The sequence below is a fragment of the Actinomycetospora sp. C-140 genome (assembly GCF_054796175.1).
On the sequence record NZ_JBTWNF010000014.1, the window covers coordinates 146069 to 172220 of the forward strand.

At 73.7% G+C, this 26152-nt stretch carries 25 protein-coding genes; 14 read left to right on the forward strand and 11 right to left on the reverse strand.

Annotated elements, in window-relative coordinates:
• Positions 1–22: 22 nt before the first annotated feature.
• The gene (gene trpD, locus ACR9E3_RS22455; protein ID WP_460382763.1) at positions 23–1087 is read right to left on the reverse strand and encodes an anthranilate phosphoribosyltransferase; all 1065 of its coding nucleotides are present in this window, start codon (positions 1085–1087) and stop codon (positions 23–25) included.
• The gene (locus ACR9E3_RS22460) at positions 1084–1500 is read right to left on the reverse strand and encodes a response regulator transcription factor (protein WP_460382764.1); all 417 of its coding nucleotides are present in this window, start codon (positions 1498–1500) and stop codon (positions 1084–1086) included. The genes trpD and ACR9E3_RS22460 overlap by 4 nt, the downstream gene beginning before the upstream one ends.
• A gap of 230 nt (positions 1501–1730) precedes the next feature.
• Here ACR9E3_RS22460 and ctaE point away from each other — a divergent pair, with 230 nt between their 5' ends.
• From ctaE to qcrB, 4 genes are all read left to right on the forward strand, one after another.
• The gene (gene ctaE / locus ACR9E3_RS22465; protein WP_460382765.1) at positions 1731–2354 is read left to right on the forward strand and encodes an aa3-type cytochrome oxidase subunit III; all 624 of its coding nucleotides are present in this window, start codon (positions 1731–1733) and stop codon (positions 2352–2354) included.
• 78 nt (positions 2355–2432) lie between these two features.
• A complete protein-coding gene (gene qcrC, locus ACR9E3_RS22470) occupies positions 2433–3260 on the forward strand; it encodes a cytochrome bc1 complex diheme cytochrome c subunit (RefSeq protein WP_460382766.1) in 828 nt (275 codons plus the stop codon).
• A complete protein-coding gene (gene qcrA / locus ACR9E3_RS22475; protein ID WP_460382767.1) occupies positions 3257–4495 on the forward strand; it encodes a cytochrome bc1 complex Rieske iron-sulfur subunit in 1239 nt (412 codons plus the stop codon). The genes qcrC and qcrA overlap by 4 nt, the downstream gene beginning before the upstream one ends.
• A complete protein-coding gene (gene qcrB / locus ACR9E3_RS22480; protein WP_460382768.1) occupies positions 4492–6183 on the forward strand; it encodes a cytochrome bc1 complex cytochrome b subunit in 1692 nt (563 codons plus the stop codon). The genes qcrA and qcrB overlap by 4 nt, the downstream gene beginning before the upstream one ends.
• 1013 nt (positions 6184–7196) lie before the next feature.
• Here the strand turns inward: qcrB and ACR9E3_RS22485 are convergent.
• Both ACR9E3_RS22485 and ctaC read right to left on the reverse strand, forming a co-directional pair.
• A complete protein-coding gene (locus ACR9E3_RS22485; protein WP_460382769.1) occupies positions 7197–7595 on the reverse strand; it encodes a cytochrome c oxidase subunit 4 in 399 nt (132 codons plus the stop codon).
• 28 nt (positions 7596–7623) lie between these two features.
• Entirely contained in the window at positions 7624–8514 is an 891-nt protein-coding gene (gene ctaC / locus ACR9E3_RS22490; protein ID WP_460382771.1) for an aa3-type cytochrome oxidase subunit II, read from the reverse strand.
• Positions 8515–8831: 317 nt separating this feature from the next.
• On the opposite strand from ctaC, the gene asnB reads away from it, so the two are divergent.
• Both asnB and ACR9E3_RS22500 read left to right on the forward strand, forming a co-directional pair.
• Entirely contained in the window at positions 8832–10739 is a 1908-nt protein-coding gene (gene asnB, locus ACR9E3_RS22495) for an asparagine synthase (glutamine-hydrolyzing) (RefSeq protein WP_460382772.1), read from the forward strand.
• 95 nt (positions 10740–10834) lie between these two features.
• Positions 10835–11824: an adenosine kinase gene (locus ACR9E3_RS22500; protein WP_460382773.1), complete on the forward strand. Its 990-nt coding sequence runs from the start codon at positions 10835–10837 to the stop codon at positions 11822–11824.
• Between the two features lie 62 nt (positions 11825–11886).
• On the opposite strand, the gene ACR9E3_RS22505 is transcribed toward ACR9E3_RS22500, so the two are convergent.
• Both ACR9E3_RS22505 and ACR9E3_RS22510 read right to left on the reverse strand, forming a co-directional pair.
• Positions 11887–12258, reverse strand: a complete 372-nt coding sequence (locus tag ACR9E3_RS22505; protein ID WP_460382774.1) for a HesB/IscA family protein — start codon at positions 12256–12258, stop codon at positions 11887–11889.
• Positions 12259–12405: 147 nt separating this feature from the next.
• Positions 12406–13581, reverse strand: coding sequence for a glycerate kinase family protein (locus ACR9E3_RS22510; RefSeq protein WP_460382775.1), 1176 nt, complete (start codon positions 13579–13581; stop codon positions 12406–12408).
• Between the two features lie 78 nt (positions 13582–13659).
• Here ACR9E3_RS22510 and ACR9E3_RS22515 point away from each other — a divergent pair, with 78 nt between their 5' ends.
• From ACR9E3_RS22515 to ACR9E3_RS22530, 4 genes are read left to right on the forward strand one after another with little or no spacing between them, the layout of a single operon-like run.
• Positions 13660–14316: a DUF3043 domain-containing protein gene (locus tag ACR9E3_RS22515; RefSeq protein ID WP_460382776.1), complete on the forward strand. Its 657-nt coding sequence runs from the start codon at positions 13660–13662 to the stop codon at positions 14314–14316.
• Positions 14317–14328: 12 nt separating this feature from the next.
• The gene (gene cobU / locus ACR9E3_RS22520) at positions 14329–14853 is read left to right on the forward strand and encodes a bifunctional adenosylcobinamide kinase/adenosylcobinamide-phosphate guanylyltransferase (RefSeq protein ID WP_460382825.1); all 525 of its coding nucleotides are present in this window, start codon (positions 14329–14331) and stop codon (positions 14851–14853) included.
• Positions 14854–14906: 53 nt separating this feature from the next.
• Positions 14907–15923 carry a nicotinate-nucleotide--dimethylbenzimidazole phosphoribosyltransferase gene (locus tag ACR9E3_RS22525; RefSeq protein WP_460382778.1) on the forward strand — a complete coding sequence of 339 codons (1017 nt, stop codon included), beginning with the start codon at positions 14907–14909 and terminating at the stop codon, positions 15921–15923.
• A gap of 1 nt (position 15924) precedes the next feature.
• A complete protein-coding gene (locus tag ACR9E3_RS22530) occupies positions 15925–16680 on the forward strand; it encodes an adenosylcobinamide-GDP ribazoletransferase (protein ID WP_460382780.1) in 756 nt (251 codons plus the stop codon).
• A 6-nt stretch (positions 16681–16686) separates the two neighbouring features.
• On the opposite strand, the gene ACR9E3_RS22535 is transcribed toward ACR9E3_RS22530, so the two are convergent.
• Together ACR9E3_RS22535 and ACR9E3_RS22540 are read right to left on the reverse strand one after the other, a co-directional pair.
• The gene (locus ACR9E3_RS22535; RefSeq protein ID WP_460382782.1) at positions 16687–17787 is read right to left on the reverse strand and encodes a branched-chain amino acid aminotransferase; all 1101 of its coding nucleotides are present in this window, start codon (positions 17785–17787) and stop codon (positions 16687–16689) included.
• 10 nt (positions 17788–17797) lie between these two features.
• Positions 17798–19156 (reverse strand): pyridoxal-phosphate dependent enzyme, encoded by a 1359-nt coding sequence (locus tag ACR9E3_RS22540; protein ID WP_460382783.1) that lies wholly within the window; start codon positions 19154–19156, stop codon positions 17798–17800.
• Positions 19157–19186: 30 nt separating this feature from the next.
• Between ACR9E3_RS22540 and ACR9E3_RS22545 the strand changes: the two genes are divergently transcribed.
• From ACR9E3_RS22545 to ACR9E3_RS22555, 3 genes are all read left to right on the forward strand, one after another.
• On the forward strand, positions 19187–19846 hold the full coding sequence (locus ACR9E3_RS22545; protein WP_460382784.1) for a DUF2461 domain-containing protein: 660 nt from the start codon (positions 19187–19189) through the stop codon (positions 19844–19846).
• A gap of 73 nt (positions 19847–19919) precedes the next feature.
• Entirely contained in the window at positions 19920–20099 is a 180-nt protein-coding gene (locus tag ACR9E3_RS22550) for a hypothetical protein (RefSeq protein ID WP_460382785.1), read from the forward strand.
• Positions 20100–20329: 230 nt separating this feature from the next.
• A complete protein-coding gene (locus ACR9E3_RS22555; RefSeq protein ID WP_460382786.1) occupies positions 20330–20803 on the forward strand; it encodes a hypothetical protein in 474 nt (157 codons plus the stop codon).
• Between the two features lie 129 nt (positions 20804–20932).
• Here ACR9E3_RS22555 and ACR9E3_RS22560 read toward each other — a convergent pair whose 3' ends face one another.
• The 3 genes from ACR9E3_RS22560 to gcvT all read right to left on the reverse strand — a co-directional run bounded on the left by ACR9E3_RS22560 (position 20933) and on the right by gcvT (position 24489).
• On the reverse strand, positions 20933–22672 hold the full coding sequence (locus tag ACR9E3_RS22560; RefSeq protein ID WP_460382788.1) for an AfsR/SARP family transcriptional regulator: 1740 nt from the start codon (positions 22670–22672) through the stop codon (positions 20933–20935).
• A 205-nt stretch (positions 22673–22877) separates the two neighbouring features.
• Positions 22878–23369: a cupin domain-containing protein gene (locus tag ACR9E3_RS22565; RefSeq protein ID WP_460382789.1), complete on the reverse strand. Its 492-nt coding sequence runs from the start codon at positions 23367–23369 to the stop codon at positions 22878–22880.
• Positions 23370–23379: 10 nt separating this feature from the next.
• Positions 23380–24489, reverse strand: a complete 1110-nt coding sequence (gcvT, locus tag ACR9E3_RS22570) for a glycine cleavage system aminomethyltransferase GcvT (protein WP_460382790.1) — start codon at positions 24487–24489, stop codon at positions 23380–23382.
• Positions 24490–24558: 69 nt separating this feature from the next.
• Here gcvT and ACR9E3_RS22575 point away from each other — a divergent pair, with 69 nt between their 5' ends.
• Positions 24559–26109 carry a leucyl aminopeptidase gene (locus ACR9E3_RS22575; protein ID WP_460382792.1) on the forward strand — a complete coding sequence of 517 codons (1551 nt, stop codon included), beginning with the start codon at positions 24559–24561 and terminating at the stop codon, positions 26107–26109.
• Positions 26110–26152 lie beyond the last annotated feature (43 nt).

Here is a 26152-nt window from a genome sequence, read left to right on the forward strand (position 1 = left end):
ACCAGGTCCCGATGAGGGCCAGCTAGCCCCGGGCCTCCCGCGCCACGGCCGACCACCGGTCGAGCAGCGCGGCGGCCGCCCCGGAGTCGACGGCCTCGGCCGCCCGGCGCTGCCCGGCGGCGACGCCCGCGTGCAGGTCGGTCATCGGCGTCCCGGTGACGGCCTCCTCGTGGGCGGCCAGCGCGGCGCCGGCGTTGAGCAGCACGGCGTCCCGCACCGCGCCCGCCTCCCCGGCGAAGACCGCGCGGGCGACGGCGGCGTTGTGCGCGGCGTCGCCGCCGCGCAGGGCCTCCTGGCCCGAGGCCGGCACACCCAGCGCCGCGGGGTCGAGGGTCTCGACGCGGACCCCGGCCGGGCCGGCGTGCCACACGGTCGTGGTGGTGGCGGTGGTGACCTCGTCGAGCCCGTCGTCGCCGCGCACCACGACGGCGCGGTCGCCGCGGGCGGCGAGGACCTCGGCGAGGATCGGGGCGAACCGCACGTCGGCGCACCCGATGAGCGCGGCCCCCGGTCGCGCCGGGTTGGTCAGCGGGCCGAGCAGGTTGAACGCGGTCGGGACACCGAGCTGGCCACGGACCGGGCCGGCGTGCCGCATCGCGGGGTGGAACACCTGCGCGAAGCAGAAGCCGATGCCCACCTCGGCCACGCAGTGCGCGACGGCGTCGGGGCCGAGGTCGACCGGGACGCCGAGGGCCTCGAGCACGTCCACCGACCCGCTCTGGGAGGACGCGGCGCGCCCGCCGTGCTTCACCACGCGCGCCCCGGCGGCCGCCATGACGACGGCGGACATCGTCGAGATGTTCACGGTGTGCGCGCCGTCGCCACCGGTGCCGACGATGTCGACCACGGGCGGCGGGACCTCGACCGCCCTGGCGTGCGCCAGCATCGCCGTCGCCAGTCCGGCGATCTCGGGCGCCGTCTCCCCTTTCGCGCGCAGGGCGACGACGAACCCCGCGACCTGGGCGGGCGACGCCTCCCCGGACATCACCTGGTCCATCGCCCACTCGGTGTCGCCGGCGGCGAGGTCCTGGCCCGCGAGCAGGCGCCCGATGAGCGCGGGCCAGGTCGGCGGCACGCCGGCGGTCATCCCCGGACGACGGGGCGGGCGCGCTCGCGCAGGACCGTGGCCACGGTCTCGGCCGCGGTCACGGGGTCGAGCGGCTGCACCAGCACGGCGTCGGCCTGCGACCACGTCGCGAGCCAGTGGTCGTCCCGGCGGCGGACGGCGACGATCACCGGCGGCGGGTCGGCGCTCTCGTTCTTGAGCTGGCGGCACACGCCCATCCCGCCCGTGGGCTGGGCCTCCGCGTCGAGCACGGCGAGATCGATCTCGCCGGCGTCGGCGGCACCGAGCACGTCCGCGACGTTCGCGGCGTCGACGAAGCGCAGGCGTGGCAGGTCCGGCGCGGGCCGGCGCCCGACCGCGGTGGCGATGGCCTCGCGCACCTCCGCGCGATGACTCATCACCACGACCGTGAGGGTGGGGCCCGGAGCGGTCATCGCGTGTCCTCCATGGTCGGCGATGTTAGCGGTCACCCCGGAGAGTCACGAGCAGACGGCACGCGAGCGACAGATCCGTACGACGAGCCGACGTACGACGGCGGGTAGGAGAACACGCAGGTGAGGGGCGGTGCAGGTCGGCGCGGGTACGGACCCGGCCGCACGGGCCGCCGCGACGCGACACCGCGGGGGCTCGCCCCGACGGGCTGGTGTCGGTCGGAGGTGTCATCATGACGCCCGTGACGACCGCCCAGGGTGCGCCGGCGCCTTCTTTCAGCGCGAGGATTCATTCCCTCAACCGGCCCAACGTCGTGAGCGTGGGGACCATCATCTGGCTCTCCAGCGAGCTGATGTTCTTCGCCGGGCTGTTCGCCATGTACTTCGTCGCGCGTGCGAACGCCACCGAGGGCTGGCCGCCGGAGCCCACCGAGCTCGACATCCCCTACGCCCTGGTGAACACGATCATCCTCGTGGCGTCGTCGTTCACGTGTCAGTACGGCGTGTTCGCGGCGGAGCGCGGCGACGTGTTCGGTCTGCGGCGCTGGTACGCGGTGACGTTCGTGATGGGCCTGATCTTCGTGCTCGGGCAGGTGAACGAGTACCACACGCTCGTCACCGAGCACGCCACGACGATCTCCAGCAGCTCCTACGGCTCGGTCTTCTACATCACGACCGGGTTCCACGCGCTGCACGTCACGGGCGGCCTGATCGCGTTCATCCTGCTCGTGTCCCGCACGTTCCTCAGTCGGTTCACCCCGGCGCAGGCCACGGCGGCGATCGTCGTCTCGTACTACTGGCACTTCGTGGACGTGGTCTGGATCGGCCTGTTCGCCGTCATCTACTTCATCCGCTGACCGATGGCAGCGACACCACCACCCCGGTCGCCGGACCCCCAGGACCATCAGCGAGGAGAGCTCGAGGTTGGGCACCCGATGAGTGACGAGAAGCCCCGCCCCGCCCGCACGCGGGCGCGTCGCGGGAGCAAGATGCGGCGGCGCCTCTCGGGGCTGCTCGCCCTGGGCGTCGCCCTGGTCGCCGTCGGCGGCCTCTACACGGTGTTCACCCCGAAGCCGGACGCCGCGCAGGCCGCCGACCCGGCGATCGTGCGCGAGGGTCAGCAGCTGTACGACAACTCCTGCATCACCTGTCACGGCACCAATCTGCAGGGCGTGCAGGGACGCGGGCCCAGCCTCGTCGGCGTCGGCGAGGCCTCGGTCTACTACCAGGTCTCGACGGGCCGGATGCCGCTGGCCGCGCAGGGCGCGGCGGCGGAGCGCAAGCCCCCGCGCTACGACGAGGCGCAGATCGACGCCCTCGGCGCGTTCGTCCAGGCCAACGGCGGCGGACCGGTGACGCCGGCCGTCGCGAACGGCGCGGAGCTGCGCGGCGAGGACCTCGGCCGCGGCGGCGAGCTGTTCCGTCTCAACTGCGCGTCCTGCCACAACTTCACCGGCCGCGGCGGCGCACTCTCGCAGGGCAAGTTCGCGCCGGTGCTCGACCCGGCGAACGAGCAGCAGATCTACGCGGCGATGCTGTCGGGCCCGGCGAACATGCCCACGTTCGCCGACTCCCAGCTCTCCCCCGAGGAGAAGCGCGACATCATCGGCTACATCAAGTCGGTGTCGAGCAACAACACCGGCGTCAACCCGGGCGGCAACGGGCTCGGCGGCTTCGGCCCGGTGCCCGAGGGCCTCGTCGCCTTCTTCGTCGGCATCGCCGCCCTCATCGGCATTTCCCTCTGGATCGGATCCCGCCAGTGAGCCCCGCTGACCACGGCGCGAACGCGCCCACCGAGAACCGCCCGTCGGACGGCCCGCGCATCCCCTCGGACGCCGAGCTCGCGCAGATGAGCACCGACGACCTCGTCCGTCTGGGCAACCAGATCGACGACATCGAGGTCGTCTCGGGCCGCGAGCGCTTCCCGGTGCCGGGCACGCGGGCCGAGAAGCGCGCGGTCCGCCAGGTGGCCGGCTGGTTCATCCTCGCCGCCGTCGCGGGCCTGCTGTTCATCGTCGCCTTCATCGCGTGGCCGTGGGAGTACCGCCCGGGCACCGACGAGGGGGCGTGGGTCTACGCGCTCTACACGCCGATCATCGGGACGACGTTCGGTGTCGCGGTCCTCGCCACCGGCATGGGCGTGATCGCGTACTCGAAGAAGCTGCTGCCCGAGGACCTCACGATCCAGCAGCGCCACGACGGCCGGTCCTCCGAGCTCGACCGCCGCACCGCGGCGGCCCGCCTCGTGCAGGCCGGCCAGCAGAGCGGGATCGGCCGCCGCAAGCTGATCATCCGCTCGGTCGGGGCCGCCGGCGGCGTCCTCGGCATCGGCGTCCTCGTCGCGGCCTTCGGCGGGCTCGTCAAGAACCCGTGGAAGGAGGGGCCGAACTCCCCTCTGCTGGTGACGCAGTGGAAGTCGCTGCACGGCGAGCGCGTCTACGTGCGCAAGTTCGACGGCAACTCCAAGGACGTCGTCCTGGTGCGGTCCGGCGACCTCGAGCCCGGCGCGATGGAGACCGTGTTCCCGTTCCACGCCGACGAGGTGAAGGACCCGGCCGTGTTCGCCGAGTTCCTCACCGCCGGGGCGAACGGCGGCGAGGCCGTCCTGGGCGAGGACGACCTCGTCGACCCCGAGCACGTGGCCGAGACGGTCCGGTCGTCGGACTCCCCGGTCATGCTCATCCGCCTGCGGCCGGACGTGCCCGTCATCAAGCGGGCCGGCCAGGAGGACTTCAACTACGGCACGCTCTTCGCCTACTCGAAGATCTGCAGCCACATGGGGTGCCCCACGTCGCTGTACGAGGACCAGACGATGCGGATCCTCTGCCCGTGCCACCAGTCGCAGTTCCAGGCCAACGAGTTCGCCAAGCCCGTCTTCGGCCCGGCCACGCGTCCGCTGGCGCAATTGCCCATCAGCGTGGACGATCAGGGCTACCTGTACGCACGCAGTGACTTCATCGAACCGGTGGGGCCGGCGTTCTGGGAGCGGAATTCATGAGTTCGATCACCACACCCACCCGCAAGGGCGGCGGCACGGCCATGAAGCTGGTCGGCACGGCCGCCGACGAGATCGACAGCCGCATCCACCCGGCCGGCGGCGTCCGTCGTCAGATCAACAAGGTCTTCCCGACGCACTGGTCGTTCATGCTCGGCGAGATCGCGATGTACAGCTTCATCGTGCTGCTGCTGTCGGGCACCTGGCTGGCCGTCTTCTACGACCCGTCGATGGCCGAGACCACGTACGACGGCAGCTACTCGGGCCTGCGCGGCGTGACGATGTCGATGGCCTACGAGTCGTCCATCAACATCTCGATGGACGTGCGCGGCGGCCTGTTCATCCGCCAGGTGCACCACTGGGCGGCGCTGCTGTTCGTCGCGGCGATGATCGTCCACATGATGCGGACGTTCTTCACCGGAGCGTTCCGCCGCCCGCGCGAGACCAACTGGGTGCTCGGCGTCGTCCTGCTGCTCACCGGCATGATCGAGGGCTTCATCGGCTACTCGCTGCCCGACGACCTGCTCTCGGGCACCGGCATCCGCACCGGCCTCTCCGCGATCGTCCTGTCGATCCCGGTGATCGGCACGTGGCTGCACTGGGCGATCCTCGGCGGCGAGTACCCGGGCACGATCATCATCCCGCGCCTGTACATCGTCCACGTCTTCCTGCTCCCGGGGATCATCACCGCGGTCATCGCGGTCCACGTGGCGCTGGTGTGGTTCCAGAAGCACACCCAGTTCCCCGGGCCCGGGCGCACCGAGCGCAACGTCGTCGGCGTCCGCATCCTGCCGACGTTCGCCAGCAAGGGCGGCGGCTTCACGGCCGTCGTCGTCGGCGCCACCGCGATCATGTCGGGCTGGTTCCAGATCAACCCGATCTGGAAGCTCGGCCCGTACGACCCGACGCAGGTCTCCGCAGGCTCGCAGCCCGACTGGTACATGGCGCTGTTCGACGGCGCGGTCCGGCTCTGGCCCTCGTGGGAGATGTACCTGTTCGGCCGGTACACGATCCCGGCGATCTTCTTCCCGGCCGTGATCGGGATGGGCATCCTCACCACGCTGCTCGCGCTCTACCCGATCATCGAGCGCAAGCTGACCGGCGACAACGCCCACCACAACCTGCTGCAGCGTCCGCGCGACGTCCCCGTGCGCACCGCCACGGGCATGATGGCCATGACCTTCTACTTCTGGCTGGTCCTGGCGTGCGGCAACGACATCTTCGCCTACACGTTCGACATCTCCCTGAACGTGATGACGTGGATCGGCCGCATCGGGCTGCTCGTGCTCCCGCCGCTCGTCTACTTCGCGACCTACCGGATCTGCCTGGGCCTCCAGCGCAGCGACCGCGAGGTCCTGGAGCACGGCGTCGAGACCGGGCACATCAAGCGGCTGCCGCACGGTGAGTTCATCGAGGTGCACCAGCCCCTGGGCGGGGTCGACGAGCACGGTCACGCCGTCCCGCTGGCCTACCAGGGCGCCAAGGTGCCGAAGCGCATGAACGACCTGGGCTCTGCGGGCAAGCCGCTCAAGGGCGGCTGGTTCCGCCCGGACCCGGCCGAGGAGCAGGACCAGCTCACCGGCGGGCCCCACGGCGGCGACCCGCTGGAGATCGAGCCGAGCGGGTCCACCGAGTCCCGCGAGCTCGCCGGGCGTCCCGACGCCGGCCGCCCGCGCGACATCCAGGAATAGCACCGCCCGCACGTCCGACACGGGCCGGGAGCGTCACCGACGCTCCCGGCCCGTCGTCTGTGTGGTCAGCTCCCCTGTACGAGGAATGCGGCTTTCCTGGCGTGTGACGCCAGGATCGCCACACGCTCGCCGCGCCGACACGCCGCGCCCGGGCGCTGCCCGCGCCGGCCGCTCGCCGTCGTTTCCATTGACGCGCCGCGAGGGGCACGTTCCGCATGATCGAGAGGCCGCGCGAGGTGCCGAACGTGCCGCTCGCGCGCCGAGCTGGCCCTCGCACCCGCGCGAGCCCGAGATCACGAGCACCTGGTGCACCGCCGGAGCGTCCGCGGGGTGGATGACGCGCCCCTGATCTCGGCTGCGGCGCGTGGCCCGGCGGCGCGGCGCGGATCCGCGCCGCCCGATGCCCTCCAGGCACCTCGGGCAGCCCCTCCGGACACCTCGGGCGGGCCCCTCCAGGCACCTCCTCGGGCGAGCCCCTCCAGGCACGTCAGGCGCTGGCCCCTCCCACGCACCAGGACGGCCCCTCGAGGCACCAGACGGCCGCTCCGGGCACATCAGGGGCGCCTTCAGGCACGAGGCGTCAGGCGTGGGGCCGTCCGGGCCCGTCAGGGCGGGCCCTCCAAGAGAAACGAACGGCACTCTCGCTGCCTCGGTAGCAGCGAAAGCGCCGTTCGTTCGGCCCCGGCCCTCCGGGCAACGCCTGTCGCACCCCCTGCCCCCCGGTTCCCAGCTCAGCGCGCCGTCAGACGCACTCTCGGCACCTCGACGCACTCCTGCGGCCAGGGAGGGGGCCCTGGTCTCCTGCACGGCCCGAGGCCCGCCCCGACGCCTCGAGCGCTCACCCGGCGCCGCGAGCGCCCACTCCCCCGCCACGAACGCGCCGTTCGCTGCTTCTCTGCGCACGAACAGCGCGTTCGCTCCGTCAGCCCCGCCGACCAATGCGCCGGGCGGGACACACCGCGGACGCACGCCGGCCCCACTCCGAAGCACGGAGCGAGGCCGGGCGGGTGGGACTAGTGGGCCGAGGGACCGGCGTGGTACTCGAAGACGAGGCCGCAGATGGCGACGAGCAGGCCGATGCCGGCCAGGACGATGAGCCACCACTGCCACATCGCGACGCCGAGCCCGGTGAAGGCGACGCCGCCGGCGACGGCGATCGGCCAGTAGCTGCCCGGGCTGAAGAAGCCCAGGTCGCCGGCGCCGTCGGAGACCTCCGCCTCCGGGTTGTCCTCCGGGCGCTCCTCGAGGCGCCGGGCGACGAACCGGAAGTACGTCCCGACGATGAGGGTCAGACCGCCGGTGAGCGTGAGGCCGACGATGCCGACCTCCTCACCGGAGAGGATCCCGTACACGATCGCGCAGACGAAGCAGAAGACCGTGAGGATCTCGAAGATGCGCGATTCGACCTTCATCGGGTCCTCGCTCTCTGGGTGCGCATGATCACTTGAAGGCCTGGCGGGCGGTCGGGTTCGGGTCGAACGGCGCCGTGGTGACCGCCTCCGGGTTGCAGAGCTCGCCGCAGTTCAGCGCCGCGAGGGCGTCCGGCGTGGTGTAGCCCTGGCCGGTCTGCGGGTTCACCTGCGTGCGCAGACGCAGGAACTGGTCGAACTGCTCCGGCGGCAGCGCCCGGACCTCGAAGTTCATCATCGAGTGGTACGCGCCGCAGAACTCGGCGCAGCGCCCGACGAAGGCCCCGGGCTGCTCGATCCGGTCGATGACCCAGGTGTTCTTCTGGTCGTTCTTCTCCGGGTCGGGCAGGACGTCGCGCTTGAAGAGGAACTCCGGCACCCAGAACGAGTGGATGACGTCCTGCGAGTCCTGGGTGAAGGCGATGGGCCGGTTCGTGGGCAGCACGAGGAGCGGCACCTGGCCGGTGGAGCCCACGGTGGACGCCGGGAGGCCGTTGGGGCCGCGGGTGTCCGGGTACGAGAACTCCCAGTTCCACTGGAAGCCGATGACGTCGACCTTGAGCTCGTTGCCGGTCGCGGTGCGGTCGACGACGTTCTGCACGACGACGGTGAAGTAGAAGAGCACCGCGACGATGATCAGCGGGACGACCGTCAGCACCAGCTCGAGCGGCAGGTTGTACTGGAACTGCCGCGGCAGGTCCGACTCGCCGGCCTTCTTGCGGTGGAACGCGACGGTCCACGCCGTCGCCCCCCACACGAGGGCACCGACGATCAGCGCGGCGACCGCGGCCCAGGTCCACAGCGTGCGCATCTGCGTGGCCTCGGGGGTGACCCCGATCGGCCAGCCGAAGCGCAGGACCTCCTCGACGGAGCAGCCGGAGGTGGTCACGGCGACGGCGACGGCCGCCGCAGCCAGGCCCACGGCCCGGCGCACGCGACCGGTGCGGCTCCGGACCGGCGTCCCATCTCGGCGCACTGCTGGCTGCCTTCCTCCTCGGGCGGGTCCCCCTCGTCGCCCCTGGTCATCCGACCCGACGGCGTCGTGGTGGGCGGCCCGGTGGACCCGGGCCCCGACGTCGGTGCGGAGACTAGCCGAGCGAGCCACTACGCGCTGTCGGAGGGGCGCGGCGGGTCGCCCACAGGCGGGCCCGTCGAGGACCGTCGGCATACTGGGGCGGCCCCCCGGCACGCCCGCGGGGCGGGAACGCGAAACCGGCAAGCGGAGGTGTCAGCGGACGCGTGTGCGGCCTGATGGGATTGATCACGCCCGACGGATCCGGCGCGGCGCGGGCGGACGCGGTGCGCGCGAGCCTCGAGTGCATGCGCCACCGCGGCCCGGACGAGTCCGGGACGTGGCACGACGACGACGTGGTCCTCGGCTTCAACCGCCTGTCGATCATCGACGTCGAGGGCTCGCACCAGCCCCTGACGTACGCGAGCGACCGCTACCGCATCGTCTTCAACGGCGAGATCTACAACTACCTCGAGCTGCGCGAGGAGCTGGCCCGCGACCACGGGGTCACGTTCGCGACCGAGGGTGACACCGAGGCCATCGTCGCCGCGTACGACGTCTGGGGACAGGACGCGGTCCGCCGGCTGCGCGGCATGTTCGCGTTCCTCATCTGGGACACGCACGAGAAGGTGCTCTTCGGCGCGCGGGACCCGTTCGGCATCAAGCCGCTCTTCCTCGCCGCCGGCCCGCACGGTGTGGCGTTCGCCAGCGAGAAGAAGAGCCTGCTCGAGCTGGCCACGGCCCTCGGCGAGCCCATCACGGCGCCCGACCCCACCGCGCTGCAGCACTACCTCCAGCTGCAGTACGTCCCCGAGCCGCTGTCGCTGCACCGCTCGATCCGCCGCGTCGAGTCGGGGACGAGCTTCGTCGTCTCCCCCGGCGAGCCGCTGAGCGCCGAGCGCTACTTCACCCCGCAGTTCGACGCCAAGCCGGTCGACGACGAGGCGCGCCTGCACGCCGAGATCACCGAGGTGCTGCGCGACTCGGTGGCCAAGCACATGCGCGCCGACGTCACCGTCGGGGCGTTCCTCTCCGGCGGCGTCGACTCGACGGCGATCGCGGCGCTCGCCCGCGAGCACAACCCCGACCTCATCACCTTCACCACCGGCTTCGAGCGCGAGGGCTACTCCGAGGTCGACGTCGCGAAGGAGTCGGCCGAGGCCATCGGGGTGCGGCACGTGGTCCGCACGGTCTCCGCCCAGGAGATGATGGACTCGCTGCCGCTCATCGTCTGGTACCTCGACGACCCGGTGGCCGACCCCGCGCTCGTGCCCCTGTGGTTCGTGGCGCGCGAGGCCCGCAAGCACGTCAAGGTCGTCCTGTCGGGCGAGGGCGCCGACGAGCTCTTCGGCGGTTACACGATCTACAAGGAGCCGCTGTCGCTCGCGCCGTTCGAGAAGCTGCCCGGCGCCGTGCGCAAGCTCGCCGGGGCCCTCTCGACCCGGCTGCCCGACGGCATGCGCGGCAAGGACCTGCTGCGGCGCGGCGCGCTGCCTCTCGAGCAGCGCTACTACGGCAACGCCCGCATCTTCCGCGACGACCAGCTCGGCGCGGTGCTGCGCGGGCACGACCCCGAGCTCTCGCACGTCGACGTCACCGCGCCCCTCTACGCCGACTCGGGCTCCTGGGACCCGGTGGCGCGCATGCAGCACGTCGACCTGTTCACCTGGCTGCGCGGCGACATCCTCGTCAAGGCCGACAAGATGACCATGGCGAACTCGCTCGAGCTGCGCGTGCCGTTCCTCGACCGCGAGGTCTTCGAGGTCGCGTCGCACCTGCCCACCGAGCAGAAGGTCGCGCACGGCACCACGAAGTACGCCCTGCGCCGGGCGATCGACGGGATCGTGCCGCCGCACGTGCTGAACCGCCGCAAGCTCGGGTTCCCCGTCCCGATCCGGTACTGGCTCGCCCACGACATGCTCGACTGGGCGCGCGGCATCGTCCGCGACTCGCAGACCGACGCGATCATCGACAAGGCCGCCGTCCTGCGCCTCATCGACGAGCACCGCGCGGGTCCCGTCGATCACTCCCGGCGCATCTGGACACTGCTCGTGTTCATGCTCTGGCACGGCATCTTCGTCGAGGGGCGCATCCGCCCGGAGATCCCGGAACCCAACTACCCGGTGTATGCGTGAACGTGCGCCACGCAACGGTCCGGTCCCGGTTGCCCTGAGTTTCACCTAGGCTCGATCGCTGGTCCGAAGGACGTAGTGCGATTCGAGAGGTAGGCATGGACGTACTGGGGATCGGCAACGCCATCGTCGACGTGCTGTTCCGCACGGACGACGACACCATCCGTGCGCACGAGCTGCCCAAGGGCGGCATGACGCTCATCGACGAGGCGCAGGCCGAGAAGCTCTACACCGAGGCCGGCGACACGACCGAGCGCTCGGGCGGCAGCGTCGCCAACACCACCGCCATCGCGGCCGCCCTGGGCGCCGAGAGCGGCTACGTCGGCAAGGTCTCGAACGACCGGCTCGGCACCTCGTTCACCGAGTCGATCCGGTCGCACGGGGTGGCGTTCTCCACGCCGGCCCTGTCGGGTTCCCCGGCGACGGCCCGCTGCCTGGTGATGGTGACGCCCGACGGTGAGCGCACGATGTCCACGTTCCTCGGCGCCTGCACCGCGCTCGGGCCCGACGACATCGAGCAGGACGACGTCGCGGGCTCGAAGGTCAGCCTCATCGAGGGCTACCTCGCCGACACCGAGCAGGCCCGCGCCACGATCGGCAAGATCGTCGACGCCGCCGCCAAGAGCGAGGCCCGTGTCGGCCTGACGCTCTCGGACGCCGGCTGCGTCGAGCGCCACCGGGAGTACTTCCGCGAGCTGGCGCGCGAGAACGTCGAGATCATCATCGCCGACGAGGACGAGGTCGCGGCGCTGGTCGGTGAGGACCCCGTCACCTCGCTGCTGCGCGGCCACGGCGGCAACTGCGAGGTCGTCGTCGTCACCCACGGCCCGAAGGGCTCGACGGTGTACGACGCGAACGGCTCGGTCGAGGAGGTCGGGGTCCGCGACGCCGACGAGCTCGTCGACACCACCGGGGCCGGCGACGCGTACGCGGGCGGGTTCCTCTACGGCTGGACCCACGGGCTCGACCACGCCACCTCGGGGCGGATCGGCGCCGTCGCGGCGTCGCACGTCGTCGCCCAGCTCGGCGCCCAGCCGCCGGAGAAGCTGCGCGAGAAGGTCGCGGCCGAGGTGCCCGGCCTGGCGTAGCAGCCGTCAGACACACGACGGCCCCGGACCTCGGTGAGGTCCGGGGCCGTCGTGCGTGTGGCTCAGTTGAAGCTGTCGCCGCAGGCGCACGATCCGCCCGCGTTCGGGTTGTCGATCGTGAAGCCCTGCTTCTCGATGGTGTCGACGAAGTCGATGACCGCACCCTGGAGGTACGGGGCGCTCATGCGGTCGACCGCGACGGTCAGGCCGTTGAAGTCGCGCTGGAGGTCGCCGTCGAGGCTGCGGTCGTCGAAGAAGAGCTGGTAGCGCAGCCCTGCGCAGCCACCCGGCTGGACGGCGATGCGCAGCGACATGTCGGTGCGACCCTCCTGGTCGAGCAGGGCCTTGGCCTTGCCCGCGGCGGTGTCGGTCAGCTCGACGCCGTGCGGCTTGGCTTCGGCCTCGGTCGGCGCGGCAGGGTTCTCGACGGTCATGGTTCTCCCTTGAGCTCCCGGGACGCAGTGCACGTACTCGGCACAACTGGTCGCGGTGCCGTGTATTCCCGCGGGACCGGTGTACCCGCCCCCGCGGCCTGTCTCCATGCTCGCACACGTGGGGCCGTGCCTCATGCGTGCGCGGGATCACCCGTCCCGACGGGTCGAGCTCCCCTCCGGTCCGTCTCCCGGCGGACGAGCACCCCAGTGCCGCGCCACGCCCTCGGCGAGGTCGGCCAGCCGCGCGGCGGGGTCGGCCAGGGCGGCCTCGACCGACCCGGCGTCGGCCGCCACGGAGTAGGCGCTCTCGATCCCGGCCTCGAGCGCCTGGTTCCCGCCGAGGTGCACCTGCCCGGCCAGCGCGATGCACGGCACGCCGTGCTCGCGCGCCCGCGCGGCCACCACCGACACGAGCTTGCCGTGCAGCGACTGCTCGTCGAGCGCGCCCTCACCGGTGACGACGAGGTCCGCGCGGTCCAGGGCCTCGTCCAGCCCGGCGACCTCCCGGACCAGCTGGCCGCCGGCGACGCGCCGGGCCCCCAGGGCGGCGAGCGCGGCGCCGAGACCACCGGCCGCCCCGGCGCCCGGGCGCTCCACCAGCCCCGGGTCCCCGCAGGCCTCCCCCAGCACGGCGCCCCAGGTGGCGAGGGCCGCATCGAGCGCGGCGACGGTCTCCTCGTCCGCGCCCTTCTGCGGCCCGAACACCGCGGCGGCGCCCTGCGGGCCCGTCAGCACGTGGTCGACGTCGGCGGCGACGACGAGGTCGATCCCCGCCAGCGCCGCGAGGGCGTCGCGCAGGCCGTCCAGGCGGGCGACGACGTCGAGCGCGCCGCCGCCGTCGGGCAGGGGCGTCCCGTCCGCGTCCCGCGCCACGGCGCCGAGCGCGGCGAGCAGACCCGCGCCGCCGTCGGTGCAGGCCGAACCGCCGAGTCCGACGACGATCGACGCGGGCCCGGTCGCGGCGGCCGCGGCCACGAGCTCACCGACGCCCCGGCTCGTGGCGGCCGCCGCGGTCTCCGGGGTGCGTTCCGCGACCAGGTGCAGCCCGCACGCCGACGCCGACTCGACGTAGGCCGTCGACTCGAGCTCCAGCCACGTCGCCGTCGTCGGCTCCCCGAGCGGGCCCGTGACCTCCACCTGGTGCCGGGTGCCGCCACGCGCGGTGTGCAGGACCTCGACGAACCCCGTCCCGCCGTCCGCGAGCGGCAGCAGCACCGTCGTGTCGGCGGGCACGGAGCGCCCCCAGCCCCGCGCCATCGCGGCCGCGGCCTCGGCGGCCGTGAGGCTGCCGCCGAAGGAGTCGGGGGCGAGGAGGACGCGCATGAGCGATCACGGTAGGGGTGGGCGGAGACGAAGCGAAGCGGAGCTCGACCCTCGACGCGGTGTCCTATCCTGGGCGGCGTGAACTTCCTGCGCCGCGGTTCCGCGCCCGCCACCGACGGGCCCGTCGACGACACGACGGACGACGAGGGTCGCGAGACGGTCGTCGTCGGCGACCAGACGCGCGCGCAGACCGCCGCCAAGGGCCGCCCGACGCCGTCGCGCCGTGACGCGCAGGGCAAGCGCCGCGGGCCCGTCGCGCCGGCACCGAAGACCCAGCGCGAGGCCATGAAGCGGGCGAAGGCGCTGCGCGGCACCAAGGAGGACCGCAAGGCCAAGGCCGACGACCGTCGCAAGCGCATGATGGCCGGCGACGACTCGGTGCTGCTGCCCCGCGACCGCGGTCCCGCACGGGCCTACGCCCGCGACCTCGTCGACGCCCGGCGCAACCTCATGGGCCTGTTCATGCCGCTGGCGATCGTGATCTTCGTGACGGTGATCGTCCCGGTGCCCCAGGTGCAGACGTTCGGCAGCCTCGTCTGCCTGGTGATGCTCGTGATGATGGCGCTCGAGGGCGTCATGCTCGGGCGCTACGTCGTCACGCGCGTGCGGGCGAAGTTCCCGAACGAGCAGGTCGGCGGCCTGTCCTTCGGCTGGTACGCCTTCACCCGCGCCACCCAGCTGCGCCGCCTGCGCATGCCCAAGCCGCGCGTCGCCCGCGGCACCAGGATCGACTAGCGGGTCCGCGAGATCGCCCGCACGCTCGTCCTCGGCGGCACCCGGTCGGGCAAGTCGGCGTACGCCGAGGGCCTGCTCGACCCGGCCGCCGCGGCCCTCTACGTCGCCACCGCCCGGGGCGTCGACCCCGGGGCCGACCCGGAGTGGGCCGACCGCGTCGCCGTGCACCGTGCCCGCCGACCCGCCGGGTGGCGCACCGTCGAGGACGCCGACCTGCCCGCCGTGCTCGGCACGGCGCCCGCTGATCCGGTGCTCGTGGACGACCTCGCCACCTGGGTGACGGGCCTCCTCGACGACGCGGGCTGGGAGCGGGACGCGCCGTCGGTGGAGGCTGCGCGCGCCGAGCTCGTGACGGCGGTGTCCGGCTTCGCCGGCGAGCTGGTGCTCGTCTCCGCCGAGGTCGGGCTGGGCGTCGTGCCGTCCACGAGCGCGGGCCGGCGCTTCCGCGACGAGCTCGGCGCGCTGAACCAGGCGCTCGCCGCGGTGTGCGACGAGGTGTGGCTGCTGGTGGCCGGGCTGCCCCTGCGCCTGAGGTGACCGCGTCCTCCGGCTACGGTCGGTCCACCCCTCCGCCCGCGAAGGAGACGTCCGTGCACCCCGTGGTCGACGGCTCGACGGCCGGCGCCGCCCGCGCCGGCGTGGCGCCGCCCGACGAGACGGCGCGCCGCGAGGCCCTCGCCGGCCGGCCCGACGGCAGCTACGGGCGTCTCGAGGAGCTCGCCGCCTGGCTGGCCGCCTGCCAGGGCCGCGCGCCCGCCCGGGAACCGCGCCGGGTGCGGGCCGTGCTCTTCGCCGCCGACCACGCGATCGCCGCGGCCGGGGTCTCCGCCCACGAGCCCGGCGAGACAGCGGCCCGCGTGGCCGCCGCGCGGGACGGGTCGGCGCCGGCCTGCCGGTTCGCCGAGGCCGCCGGGGCGGGCCTGCGGGTGGTCGACGTCGGGCTCGCCGCACCGGTGGTCGGGGACGCCCGCGACGACCGCGCCGTGGTCCGCGGCGGCGGGCGCCTCGACGTCGAGGACGTGCTCACCGACGACCAGGCCGCGGCCGCCCTGCGCGCGGGCCGCGAGGTGGCCGACGAGGAGGTCGACGAGGGCGCCGACCTGCTCGTCGTCGGCGAGCTCGCCGTGGGCGTCAGCACCCCGACCGCGGTCCTCGCCGCGGCGTCGACGGGTCGCGAGCCGGTGGCCGTGGTCGGGCGCGGCAGCGGGATCGACGACCGCCGGTGGATGATCAAGGCCGCGGCGGTCCGCGACGCCCTCTGGCGCACCCGCGCCGTCGGCCGCGACCCGCAGGGCCTGCTGCGCGTCGCCGGTGGCGCGGACCTCGCCGCGCTGACGGGCTTCCTCGCCCAGGCCGCGCGCCGGCGCACCCCGGTGGTGCTCGACGGCGCCGCGACCAGCGTGGCCGCGCTGCTCGCGGACACCGAGGCCCCGGGGGCCCGGTCCTGGTGGGTCGCCGGCACGCGGTGCACCGAGCCCGCCCAGGCGCTCGCGCTCGACGTGCTGGCCCTCGAGCCGCTGCTGGACCTGCAGATGCGCGCCGGGCAGGCGACGGGGGCGCTCGCGGCCGTCGGTCTGGTCCGGGCGGCCACCGCGATCACCGCCTGAGGTGGCGGCCGTCCGCGCCGGCGTAGCGCTGGCCGTCGCGATGTTCACCGTCGTGCCGCTGCGGGCCACCCGGGTCGACCGGCCCGCGGCGGGCGTCGCGATCGCGGTGGTGCCGGTGGTCGGCCTGGTCCTCGGCGGGGTGCTGGGTGCCGCGGCGGCCGGTCTGGTGGCGGCGGGCGCGCCGGAGCTGCTCGCGGGGCTCGTGGCCGTCGGTCTCGGTGCGGCGGCCACGCGCGGCCTGCACCTCGACGGGCTCGCCGACCTCGCCGACGGGCTCGGCAGCCACGGCGACGCCGCCCGCACGCTCGCGGTGATGCGCGACCCGGGCACCGGTGCGTTCGCCGTCGTGTGGCTGGTCGTCGTGCTCGGGGTGCAGGCCGCGGCGTTCGGCGCGCTCGCCGGTCAGGGCGTGCTCGTCGCGGCCGTCGCCGGCGGGCTCGCCCTCGGGCTGGGGCGCGCGTCGTTCGCCTGGGTGGCCCGCCGCGGGGTGCCGGCGGCGTCGCCCGACGGCCTCGGCGCGCTCGTCGCCGGCACCCAGCCGGTGTGGGTCGCCCCGGCCTGGGCCGTCGTGCTGGCGGCGGCCGCGGTCCCGGTGCTCGGCCTGCGGGCACCGGGCGCCGCGCTGCTCGCCGCCGCCGTCGTCGTGCTCGTCGCCGCCCACGCCCGGCGGCGCCTCGGGGGCGTGTCGGGCGACGTGTTCGGCGCGTGCGCCGAGCTCGCCGTCACCGCCGCCCTGGCGGTGTCGACCCTCGGCTGACCGCGTCTAGAGCAGGCGCCGCATCCAGCCGCGGTGGTCCTCGGCGGCACCGCGCTGGATGGCCGTGAGGCGCTCGCGGAGGCGCTGGGTCATCGCGCCGGGCTTGCCGTCCGCGATGTCGTACTCACCGCCCTCGTACTTCACGGTCCCCACCGGCGTGATCACCGCCGCGGTGCCGCAGGCGAACACCTCGGTGAGGTGCCCGGCCGCGACCTCCTTCTCCATCTCGTCGGTGGAGATGCGGCGCTCGGTGACCGTGGCGCCCTCCTCCTTCGCCAGCTCCAGCAGCGACCGCCGCGTCACGCCGGGCAGCAGCGAGCCGGAGAGCTCGGGGGTGACGACCTCGACGGCGCCCGAGGAGTCGGTGAACACGAAGAACAGGTTCATGCCCCCCATCTCCTCGATCCACCGGTGCTCGAGGGCGTCGAGCCACACCACCTGGTCGCAGCCCTGGGCCGACGCCTGGGCCTGCGCGGCGAGCGAGGCCGCGTAGTTGCCGCCGCACTTGGCCTCGCCGGTGCCGCCGGGCACGGCGCGGACGTAGTCGGTGGACAGCCACACCGTCACCGGCGCCAGGCCGCGCGGGAAGTACGCGCCGGCCGGGGAGGCGATGAGCAGGTAGAGGTACTCCTCGCTGGGCCGCACGCCCAGGCCGGTCGACGACCCGATCATGAACGGCCGCAGGTAGAGCGCGTCCTCGCCGCCGGCCGCCGGCACCCAGCGGTGGTCGACGGCCAGCAGCTCGTGCAGCGACTGCACGAACAGCTCGCGCGGCAGCGGCGGCATCGCGAGACGCTCGGCCGAGCGCGCCATCCGGTCGGCGTTCGCCTCCGGGCGGAACGCGTGCACCGAGTCGTCGGCCCAGCGGTAGGCCTTGAGGCCCTCGAAGATCGTCTGGCTGTAGTGCAGGACAACCGACGCCGGGTCCATCGACAACGGCTCGTACGGGCCCACCCGGGCGTCGTGCCAGCCCTCGGCGGCGTTCCAGGAGATCGTGACCATGTGGTCGGTGAAGAACTTCCCGAACCCGGGCGCGGCGAGTACCTCCGCCACACGCTCCGCGGTCGCCGGGGCGGGGTGCGGGGTGTGGGCGAAGGTCGTACTCATGTCCCGCACACTAGTCCGCCGGGGCAAGCACGTCCCGCGTCACCAGACCGACGAGCCGCCCGTCGCGCACCACCCACGCCGCCGCCGCGTCGCCGAGCGCGGCCCGGGCCGAGGTCAGGTCCTCCCCCGCCCCCACGCTCGGCGGCACCGGTCGGGCGAGGTCGCGCACCGGGGCGTCGTCGGGGCGACCGTCGAGGTCGGCGGCGGTCACCGCGCCCAGGACCTCCGACGGCGCCGGGGGTCCCTCGCGGTCGCGGGCCACGGGGGCGGGCGCCGGGCTCGCGCCCACCTCCGTCCGCGCCCGTCCCACCGTCCACGACGCCCGGACCACCGGCAGCGGGGCGATCGGCAGCTCGTCGACCAGCGGCGACGTGGCGTCGGGGCCGGGCTCGGTGAGGAAGCCGAGCCGGCGCAGCCACCCGTCGTCGAAGTACTTCGACAGGTAGGCCCGGCCCGAGTCGGGCGCGACGACCACGACGACGTCGTCCGGGCCGAGGTCCCGCGCGACCCGCAGCGCGGCGGCCACGGCCGTCGCCGACGACCCGCCCAGCAGCAGACCCTCCTCGCGGGCCAGCCGGCGGGCCGTGAGCATCGTCGTGCGGTCGTCGACGCGGACGATCTCGTCGGCCACCGCCCGGTCCCAGTTGGCGGGCCAGGGGTCGTCGACGGTGTCGGGGTGGCGGTAGTGGCCGATCGCCTCGACGTAGTACGGGCTGCCGTCCCCGCCGCCGTAGGCCGAGGTCATCGGGTCGACGCCGACCACGCGGACCGGGCCCTTCTCCTGGAGCGCGGCGCCGGTGCCCGACAGCGTGCCGCCCGTGCCGATCCCGGCGACGAAGCAGGTCACCGCGCCGTCGGTCTGCTCCCAGATCTCGGGCGCGGTGGTGTCGCGGTGGGCCTGGGGGTTGGCGGGGTTGTCGTACTGGTCGGCGAGCCAGCCGCCCGGGATCTCACCGGCCAGGCGGGCCGCCAGGTTCATGACGTGCCGCGGGTCCTCGCGGGCGAGCCCGGCCGGCGTCGCGACGACCTCCGCGCCGTAGGCCCGCAGCGTCGCGACCTTCTCGACCGCGGTCGTGTCCGGGATGACGATCACGGTGCGGTAGCCGAGGTACCCGCCGACCAGCGCGAGCCCGATGCCGGTGTTGCCCGAGGTCCCCTCGACGATCACGCCGCCCGGCCGCAGCGCCCCGGAGCGCTCGGCGGCCCGGACCATCCACAGCGCGGCCCGGTCCTTGACGCTGCCACCGGCGTTCTGCCACTCGGCCTTGACGTAGACGCGGGGCGCCAGGCCCTCGGTGACCCGGCGCAGCCGGATCAGCGGGGTGGCCCCGATGGCGTCGAGCACCGACTCGTGCACGCTCCCGGACACGGCTCGTGTCTACACGCCAGGATGGACCCCGTGACGTTCCCGGGCTTCGGCGAGGCGGTCGTCGACTTCTACGAGGGCCTCGAGGCCGACAACACCAAGGCGTACTGGACCGACAACAAGACGATCTACGACGAGCACGTGCGGGCGCCGATGCTCGCGCTGCTCGCCGACCTCGAGTCGGAGTTCGGCGCGGGCAAGGTGTTCCGGCCCTATCGCGACGTGCGGTTCGCGGCCGACAAGACCCCCTACAAGGTCCAGTGCGGCGCGACGGCGGGCCACCACTACGTCCAGGTGTCGGCGGACGGGGTCATGGTCGCGACCGGCTACTACCGGATGACCTCGGCCCAGGTCGCCCGCTTCCGGGCGGCGATCGACGACGACCGCCACGGGCCGGCGCTGGCCTCGATCGTCGAGGGTCTGCGCGCCGAGGACTTCACGATCGCCGGCGAGCAGCTCAAGTCGCGGCCGCGCGGCGTCGACCCCGAGCACCCGCGCCTGGACCTGATGCGGCACAAGGCGCTGTTCGCCTGGCGCTCCTGGCCGCCGTCGGACGAGCTGCACACCCCCGAGCTCGCCGACCGCGTCGCCACCACCTGGCGCCGCCTCGAGCCCCTCGGGCAGTGGCTCGACGAGCACGTCGGCGTCGACCTCGACGACACCGCCGACCGCCCCGGCGGCCGTCGCCGCTGAGCGGAACACCCGGATCTCCCGACGCGGAACCCACACGTGGCGTGGTTCGTTCCTCGATATGGACGAGCACCGCATGACCGTCGAGGCCGACAACGGCGACGAGCTGCTCCTGGTCTGTCCCGTTTCCGCCTGCGGACGCCGGGTGGTGCTCCGGCGCGGCGGCGGCTTCGTCGTGATCGATCGCGGCGACTTCTTCGCCATGCACTCCGGTGGGAGCCTCGGTCTGTCGATGTCGGCCTCGGTCGACCCCTGATGTCGCTGGGCTCTCCAATGTGATCTCTCGAGAGTGTCAGGAGGGTCGACCGCTGGCGACACTCCCGAGAGATCGACGTGGAGAGGTCGTGCCGGGCGGCTTCGCCGTCGCTGAGGCCGGGCTGAGCGACGCTGCTCAGCGCTGACGATCCGATGGGCTCAGAGGGTATTCCTAGCCTGCGTCGCACACGGTCCGGACCGGGCCGTGGGAGCGAACAAGGAGCAGGAATCATGGATCAGTTCGATCCGAACCGGCCCGGAGAGATCGAGGGCGAGATCACCGCTCTTCTCGTCATCGACCCGGTGGCACCTCAGCCGCCCCACCAGGGCAACCGCGTCGTCGACCCCACGAAGCCGTTCGAGGTGACGGTGGCGTGGACGCTCAGCGGCACCGACGTGCCGCTCTGGCTCAGCGGCCGGACGAGCAACTGGGTCGTGTCGGCGTACGCCGAGTCGATCGGCGCCGGCTTCGAGGGGCTGCTGGGGACGAACGAGTCGGTGGCGGCGGACCCCAACCAGCGGGACTACACGGCGACCATCACGGTGCCGGCCAACAAGCTGCAGGAGGCCGATCCGGGCACCGAGGTGAGCGGTCTCTACAAGCTCGCCGTCACCGTCTTCCTGGACAGCACCCTGCCCGCGCCGGGCTTCGACATGATCGGTTTCCGCGAAGGCCCGATCATCCAGGTCGAGGACATGAACTGACGGTCGAGCAGCCGTACGAAGGCAACGCCGTGACCGGTCTCCGGTCGAATGACCGTGGCCTGCCCCGCCGCCTGCGCAGGCGGCGGGGCAGGCCATGGAGTACGGGGTCGCGGCATCGGTTGGTGACGATCACTCCGTCAGCGCCGGGACGCGCGCACCGTCGCGGATGGACCGCACGAGATCGAGCGTGCTGGGCTGCGGTCCGACGTCGAGCTGCGACCGGAGCACACGTACGCAGAAGTCGAACTGCCGCAGCGCCTGGTAGGAGCGCCCCTGGCGGGCGTAGCAGAAGATGATCAGGCGGTGGGCGTCCTCGCGGCACACGTCCGCCTCCACCATCCTGTGCCCGACGGAGATGGCGTCGTCGAGCCGTCCGGCGTCGAGGTGGATCCGGCTCAGACGGTCGAGTGCGTCGAGATAGCCGATCCGCAGGCTCTCCCGCGGCAGCAGCGTCCAGGAGTCCGACGGTGAGTCCACGGCGAAGTCACCCCGGTACAGGTCGAGCATCTCCTGGTAGGCGCCCGCGGCCCGCGCGGTGTCGCCGGCCCGCTCGGCCTCGCGCGCGACCTCGAGAGCCTCCTCGAACCTCGCCGTGTCGGTCTCCACGCGGACGTCCGCCGCGATGCGATAGCCGCCGTCGACGTATTCCAGGACCGGCGTCCCGGCGAGCTCGCCGAGGGCACGACGCAGCCCGCTCACCACGACCTGCAGGCGGTTCCGCGCCACGTCCGGCGCGGTCTCCGGCCAGAACTCCGCCAGCAGCTCATCGCGGGCGCAGACGTGACCCGGGCGCGCGAGCAGGAACCGGAGGAGATCGGGACCCAGCCGCCCGCGCCAGCGGCTCACCGCGCGCCCGTCCACCCGGACCTCGAAGGGGCCGAGGAGCCGCGCCTCGAGGAGGATCGCCGGCCGATCGCCGGCCGGGTCGGGTGACGGCGGCACCGGCGTCGGTGTCGTCGTCCGCCGCTGAGTCACCGCGGAGCGGGAGCGGCCGGCGGGGTCGTCCCCCAGGACCCGGCGCAGCGCCCGCCGCCACAGCGGCCGCACCCAACCCCACCCGTCCTCCAGCGGGACGATCCACGGACGCAGCCCGGCCGCGTCGACCGGGTACGGGGCCAGCGACGGGTGCCAGTACCCGGTGAGCGCACTGATCCGCAGGGCGGCCTGCTGCTCGGCGCTGCACCGGGCGTGCAGCTCCTCGGTGAGGACGTCCAGGACGGTGCCGAGCTCGTGGCCACTGTCGAGTGCCCGCGCGACCGGCTCGGGCGACCACACGCGCGCGGCGTCGACCACGTCGCGCACGACGGCCGCCCGGGGCCCGGCGAGCTCCACCAGTCGGCGGCACCGTCCGGCCGGCAGCGGCTCGGGTCCGACGGGCGGCCCGACCGCCCAGTGGTGCACGGCGTCGTCGAGACCGCTCCAGGTGACGGCGGGGTTGCTGTGCTCCGTGACCGCAACGAGGCTCAGCCCCCGACGCCGCGCCAGGGGGCGGGCGGACGAGATCCACCGGACGACGGCCGCGGAGGTGTCGCGGGGCAGCTCGAGGACCACGACCGCGCCCGCCGGAGCCCGCCGCAGCCCGCCGTCGACGTCGCTGTCCGTTCCCGGGGCCGACGAGTCCTCCCAGCGCCGGACGCCGGCCTCCGCCAGGGCCGCGCAGAGCTCGGCGAGCGGCACGTTCCCGGCGCGCCACCACACACAGTGCCGCCAGCGGCCCCAATTCGCGATCACGCCTGCGAGGCGCTCGGCGACGTAGGACCCGGGCGGACCGTCGAGAATGGCGACGCCGGGTTCCGCGAGCGCCGCGACCACGTGGTCGTCCGGCCCGCTGACGGGCAGCGGTCGGAGGGCGTGGGTCGGCGCGTTCATCGGAATTCGTTACCGAAGCCAACGAATTCGTCGACAAAGCACAGGAATCATTCCGGATCTCACTCCCCGACGTGTTACTCCGAGTGATATCGCGGAGTCGAGTACAGCCATGGCTGGACACACTGTCAACGAATTGCACACGAGCGGACGATGACCCGATGACTCTCGGTATCTCGTCGGGTATTCCTCGCAGTGGGATCTCGGATCAGCTCACCGGGACGGGCTCGTGGGGCCAGTCGCGCAGGTTGACCTGGTCGCACTCGAGGGCGAAGGCGTCGATCTCGTCGGTGCTCGCGCCGCGGGTGAACAGCTCCACGAGGCCGCGGAAGTACTTCTCGCGCGGCGCGCCGGGCACGAACAGGATCAGGAACCGCGCGGTCTCGTCGCCGACGGCGTGGAAGCCGTGCACGCCGTTCACCGGCACGTGCGCGAAGTCGCCGCTGCCGAGCACCTGCCAGGCCGTCCCGCTCATCACGGCGAGCCGCCCCGAGATCACCCAGAACGACTCGGTGAAGCCCTGGTGGTAGTGCGGGATCGCGCCCCAGCGGCCGGGCTCGGCGGCGTTCTCGAAGAGGCCGTAGCCGCCGCCGACGACGTCGGACGGGGCGATGAACCGCACCGGGCCCGCCTGCTCGGCCTCGGATCGGGACCGGTAGGTCCCGGGATCGGACGGCGGGATGTCCGTGGGGAAGCTCACCGGGACATCGTCACCGGACGTGCGACGGGACGAAAGGCGGGCTGACGACCTCGCACTCCAGCGCCCGGCCGCGCACGTCGATCGCGAGCACGTCGCCCTCCTCGACGCCGGCCGCCGTGTCGAGCAGGGCCAGCGCGATGCCCGTCCTCAAGGTCGGGGAGAACGTCCCCGAGGTGGTCTCGCCGACGGGCTCGTCCCCGCGCCGCACCGTCATGTGACCCCGCGGGACGCCCCGGCCCGTGGCCCTCAGCCCCCACGAGCGGCGTCGGGGGCCGGCCTCCCGCTCGGCGACGAGCGCGTCGCGGCCCCAGAACCCGTCCTTCTTCCACCCGACCGCGAACCCGCACCGCGCCTGCAGCGGGGTGATGTCGGGGCCGAGGTCCTGGCCGTGCAGCGGTAGCCCGGCCTCGGTGCGCAGCGTGTCGCGCGCCCCCAGCCCGGCCGGCAGGCCGCCCTGCTCCGCCACGACGGCCGCCAGCGCGTCCCACAGCTCCCCCGCACCGTCCGCCGGCGCGATCAGCTCGTAGCCCCGCTCGCCGGTGTAGCCGGTGCGGCACACGCGCACCGGCCGCCCCTGCCACTGCGCGTCGACGAAGGCCATGTAGTCGAGCGGGTCGGGATCGGTGAGCAGCCCCACCTCGGCGAGCACCGCCGGCGACGACGGGCCCTGCACGGCGAGCACCACGTGGGCGTCGTGCTCGTCGTCGACGGCGATCCCGGGCGGGGCGACCTCGGCGAGCCGGCGACCCACGCCCGCGGAGTTGGCGGCGTTGGGCACCGCGAACACCTCGTCGGGGCCGACGAGGTAGAGGATGAGGTCGTCGACGACGCCGCCGTCCTCGGCACAGCACAGGGTGTACTGCGCCTTGCCCGGCACGATGCGCTCCAGCGAGTTCGTCAGGCACCGGTCGACGAACGCCGCCGCGCCCGGCCCGCTGATGCGGACCTTGCCGAGGTGGCTGACGTCGAACAGGCCGACGGCCTCGCGGGTCGCCGTGTGCTCGGCCACCGTGCCCGAGTACTGGACGGGCATCTCCCACCCGCCGAACGGCGCGAACGAGGCGCCGAGGGCGACGTGGTGGTCGTGCACGGGGCTGCGGCGGGAGTCGGGGTCGGACACCCGCGGCACCGTACGGGAGCGGGCGCGGTCCTAGCATGTGATCGACACCGCGCGAAGGAGAGGCACGACGTGAGCAGCACCCCCCACCTGGAGCTCCTCGGCGCCGAGCCAGGCGCCGACGCCCTCGACGGCGCCGACGCGCTCGTCGTGGGCGTCCGCCCTGGTCAGGACGGTGCGGACCCCGTCGTCGTCGGCAACACCTCCGCGCTCGGCGAGCTGGCGGGCGAGCTGCCCGGGCTCGTCGGCCTGCTCGGCGGCTCCGGCAAGGCCGAGGAGGTGACGCGCGTCCCGACGCGCGGCGCCCTGGGCGTCCCGGTGGTGCTCGCGGTGGGGCTCGGTCCAGAGCCCGCGGCCGAGGCGGGCCCGGGCGAGGCGCCCGACCTGGCCGAGCAGGTCCGGCGGGCGGCCGGCGCCGCGGCACGCGCCCTGCACGGGCACGCCGCGCACGTCGTCACCACCCTCTCGACGCTCGACCTCGCGGCGGCGGTCGAGGGCACGCTGCTGGGCGACTACGGCTTCACCGCCTACAAGAAGACCCCGTCGACGGCGCCGACCGAGCTCGCCCGGGTCGGGCTGGTGAGCGCCCACGGCTCCCACGGCGCCCACCAGGAGCCCGGCGACACCTCCGAGCTCACCCGCGCGACGGCCGTCGCCCGCTGGGTCGCCGCCGCGCGCGACCTCGTCAACACCCCGCCCAACGACCTCTACCCCGACGCCTTCGCCGAGCGGGCGCGGACGCTGGCCGAGGGCGCCGGGGTGTCCGTGGAGATCCTCGACGAGTTCCAGCTGGCCGAGCACGGCTACGGCGGCGTCCTCGGTGTCGGCGGGGGGTCGTCACGGCCGCCGCGCCTGGTGCGCCTCACCTACCGGCCCGCGGACCCCGTCAAGAAGGTCGCGCTCGTCGGCAAGGGCATCACGTTCGACACCGGCGGCATCTCGATCAAGCCGGCCGCGAACATGGACCACATGACCTCGGACATGTCCGGGGCCGCGGGCGTCGTCGCCGCCACCTGCCTGGCCGCCGAGCTGGGCCTGGACGTCGAGGTCGTCGCGACGGTGCCGATGGCCGAGAACATGCCGTCGGGCACCGCGTACCGCCCGGGCGACGTGCTGACGATGTACGGCGGGACGACGGTCGAGGTGCTCAACACCGACGCCGAGGGCCGGCTCGTCCTCGGCGACGCGATCGCCCGCGCCTGCGAGGACTCGCCGGACTACCTGCTCGAGACCTCGACGCTCACGGGTGCCCAGCTCGTGGCGCTGGGGTCGCGGACCCCGGGCGTCATGGGCACCGACGCGTTCCGCGACCGCGTGGCCGCCCGGGCCGTCGCGGCCGGGGACGGCGGCTGGGCGATGCCGCTGCCCGAGGAGCTGCGGGGCGACCTCGACTCCCGGGTGGCGGACCTGGCCAACGTCACCAACCACCGCTTCGGCGGGATGCTCGTCGGCGGGATCTTCCTGCGCGAGTTCGTCGCCGACGGCGTGCCCTGGGTGCACCTCGACATCGCCGGCCCCGCGTTCAACACCGGCGGCCCGCACGGCTACACCCCCAAGGGCGGCACGGGCGTCCCCGTCCGGACGATCGCGGCGGTGCTGGATGACATCGCGCACCACGGCTGATCGGCCCCGACGGCGGCCGGGGCGAGGTGGAAGGATGAGTCCC

Excerpts from the sequence above, each read along its gene's own strand:
- ACR9E3_RS22560 (WP_460382788.1), bottom strand. The coding sequence starts at position 22,672 with ATGAACGCGCCGACCCACGCCCTCCGACCGCTGCCCGTCAGCGGGCCG.
- ACR9E3_RS22535 (WP_460382782.1), bottom strand. The coding sequence starts at position 17,787 with ATGAGTACGACCTTCGCCCACACCCCGCACCCCGCCCCGGCGACCGCG.
- qcrB (WP_460382768.1), top strand. The coding sequence starts at position 4,492 with ATGAGTTCGATCACCACACCCACCCGCAAGGGCGGCGGCACGGCCATG.
- ctaE (WP_460382765.1), top strand. The coding sequence starts at position 1,731 with ATGACGCCCGTGACGACCGCCCAGGGTGCGCCGGCGCCTTCTTTCAGC.
- ACR9E3_RS22555 (WP_460382786.1), top strand. The coding sequence starts at position 20,330 with ATGGATCAGTTCGATCCGAACCGGCCCGGAGAGATCGAGGGCGAGATC.
- ACR9E3_RS22460 (WP_460382764.1), bottom strand. The coding sequence starts at position 1,500 with ATGACCGCTCCGGGCCCCACCCTCACGGTCGTGGTGATGAGTCATCGC.
- ACR9E3_RS22550 (WP_460382785.1), top strand. The coding sequence starts at position 19,920 with ATGACCGTCGAGGCCGACAACGGCGACGAGCTGCTCCTGGTCTGTCCC.
- qcrC (WP_460382766.1), top strand. The coding sequence starts at position 2,433 with ATGAGTGACGAGAAGCCCCGCCCCGCCCGCACGCGGGCGCGTCGCGGG.
- ACR9E3_RS22500 (WP_460382773.1), top strand. The coding sequence starts at position 10,835 with ATGGACGTACTGGGGATCGGCAACGCCATCGTCGACGTGCTGTTCCGC.
- trpD (WP_460382763.1), bottom strand. The coding sequence starts at position 1,087 with ATGACCGCCGGCGTGCCGCCGACCTGGCCCGCGCTCATCGGGCGCCTG.
- ACR9E3_RS22505 (WP_460382774.1), bottom strand. The coding sequence starts at position 12,258 with ATGACCGTCGAGAACCCTGCCGCGCCGACCGAGGCCGAAGCCAAGCCG.
- ACR9E3_RS22510 (WP_460382775.1), bottom strand. The coding sequence starts at position 13,581 with ATGCGCGTCCTCCTCGCCCCCGACTCCTTCGGCGGCAGCCTCACGGCC.
- ACR9E3_RS22485 (WP_460382769.1), bottom strand. The coding sequence starts at position 7,595 with ATGAAGGTCGAATCGCGCATCTTCGAGATCCTCACGGTCTTCTGCTTC.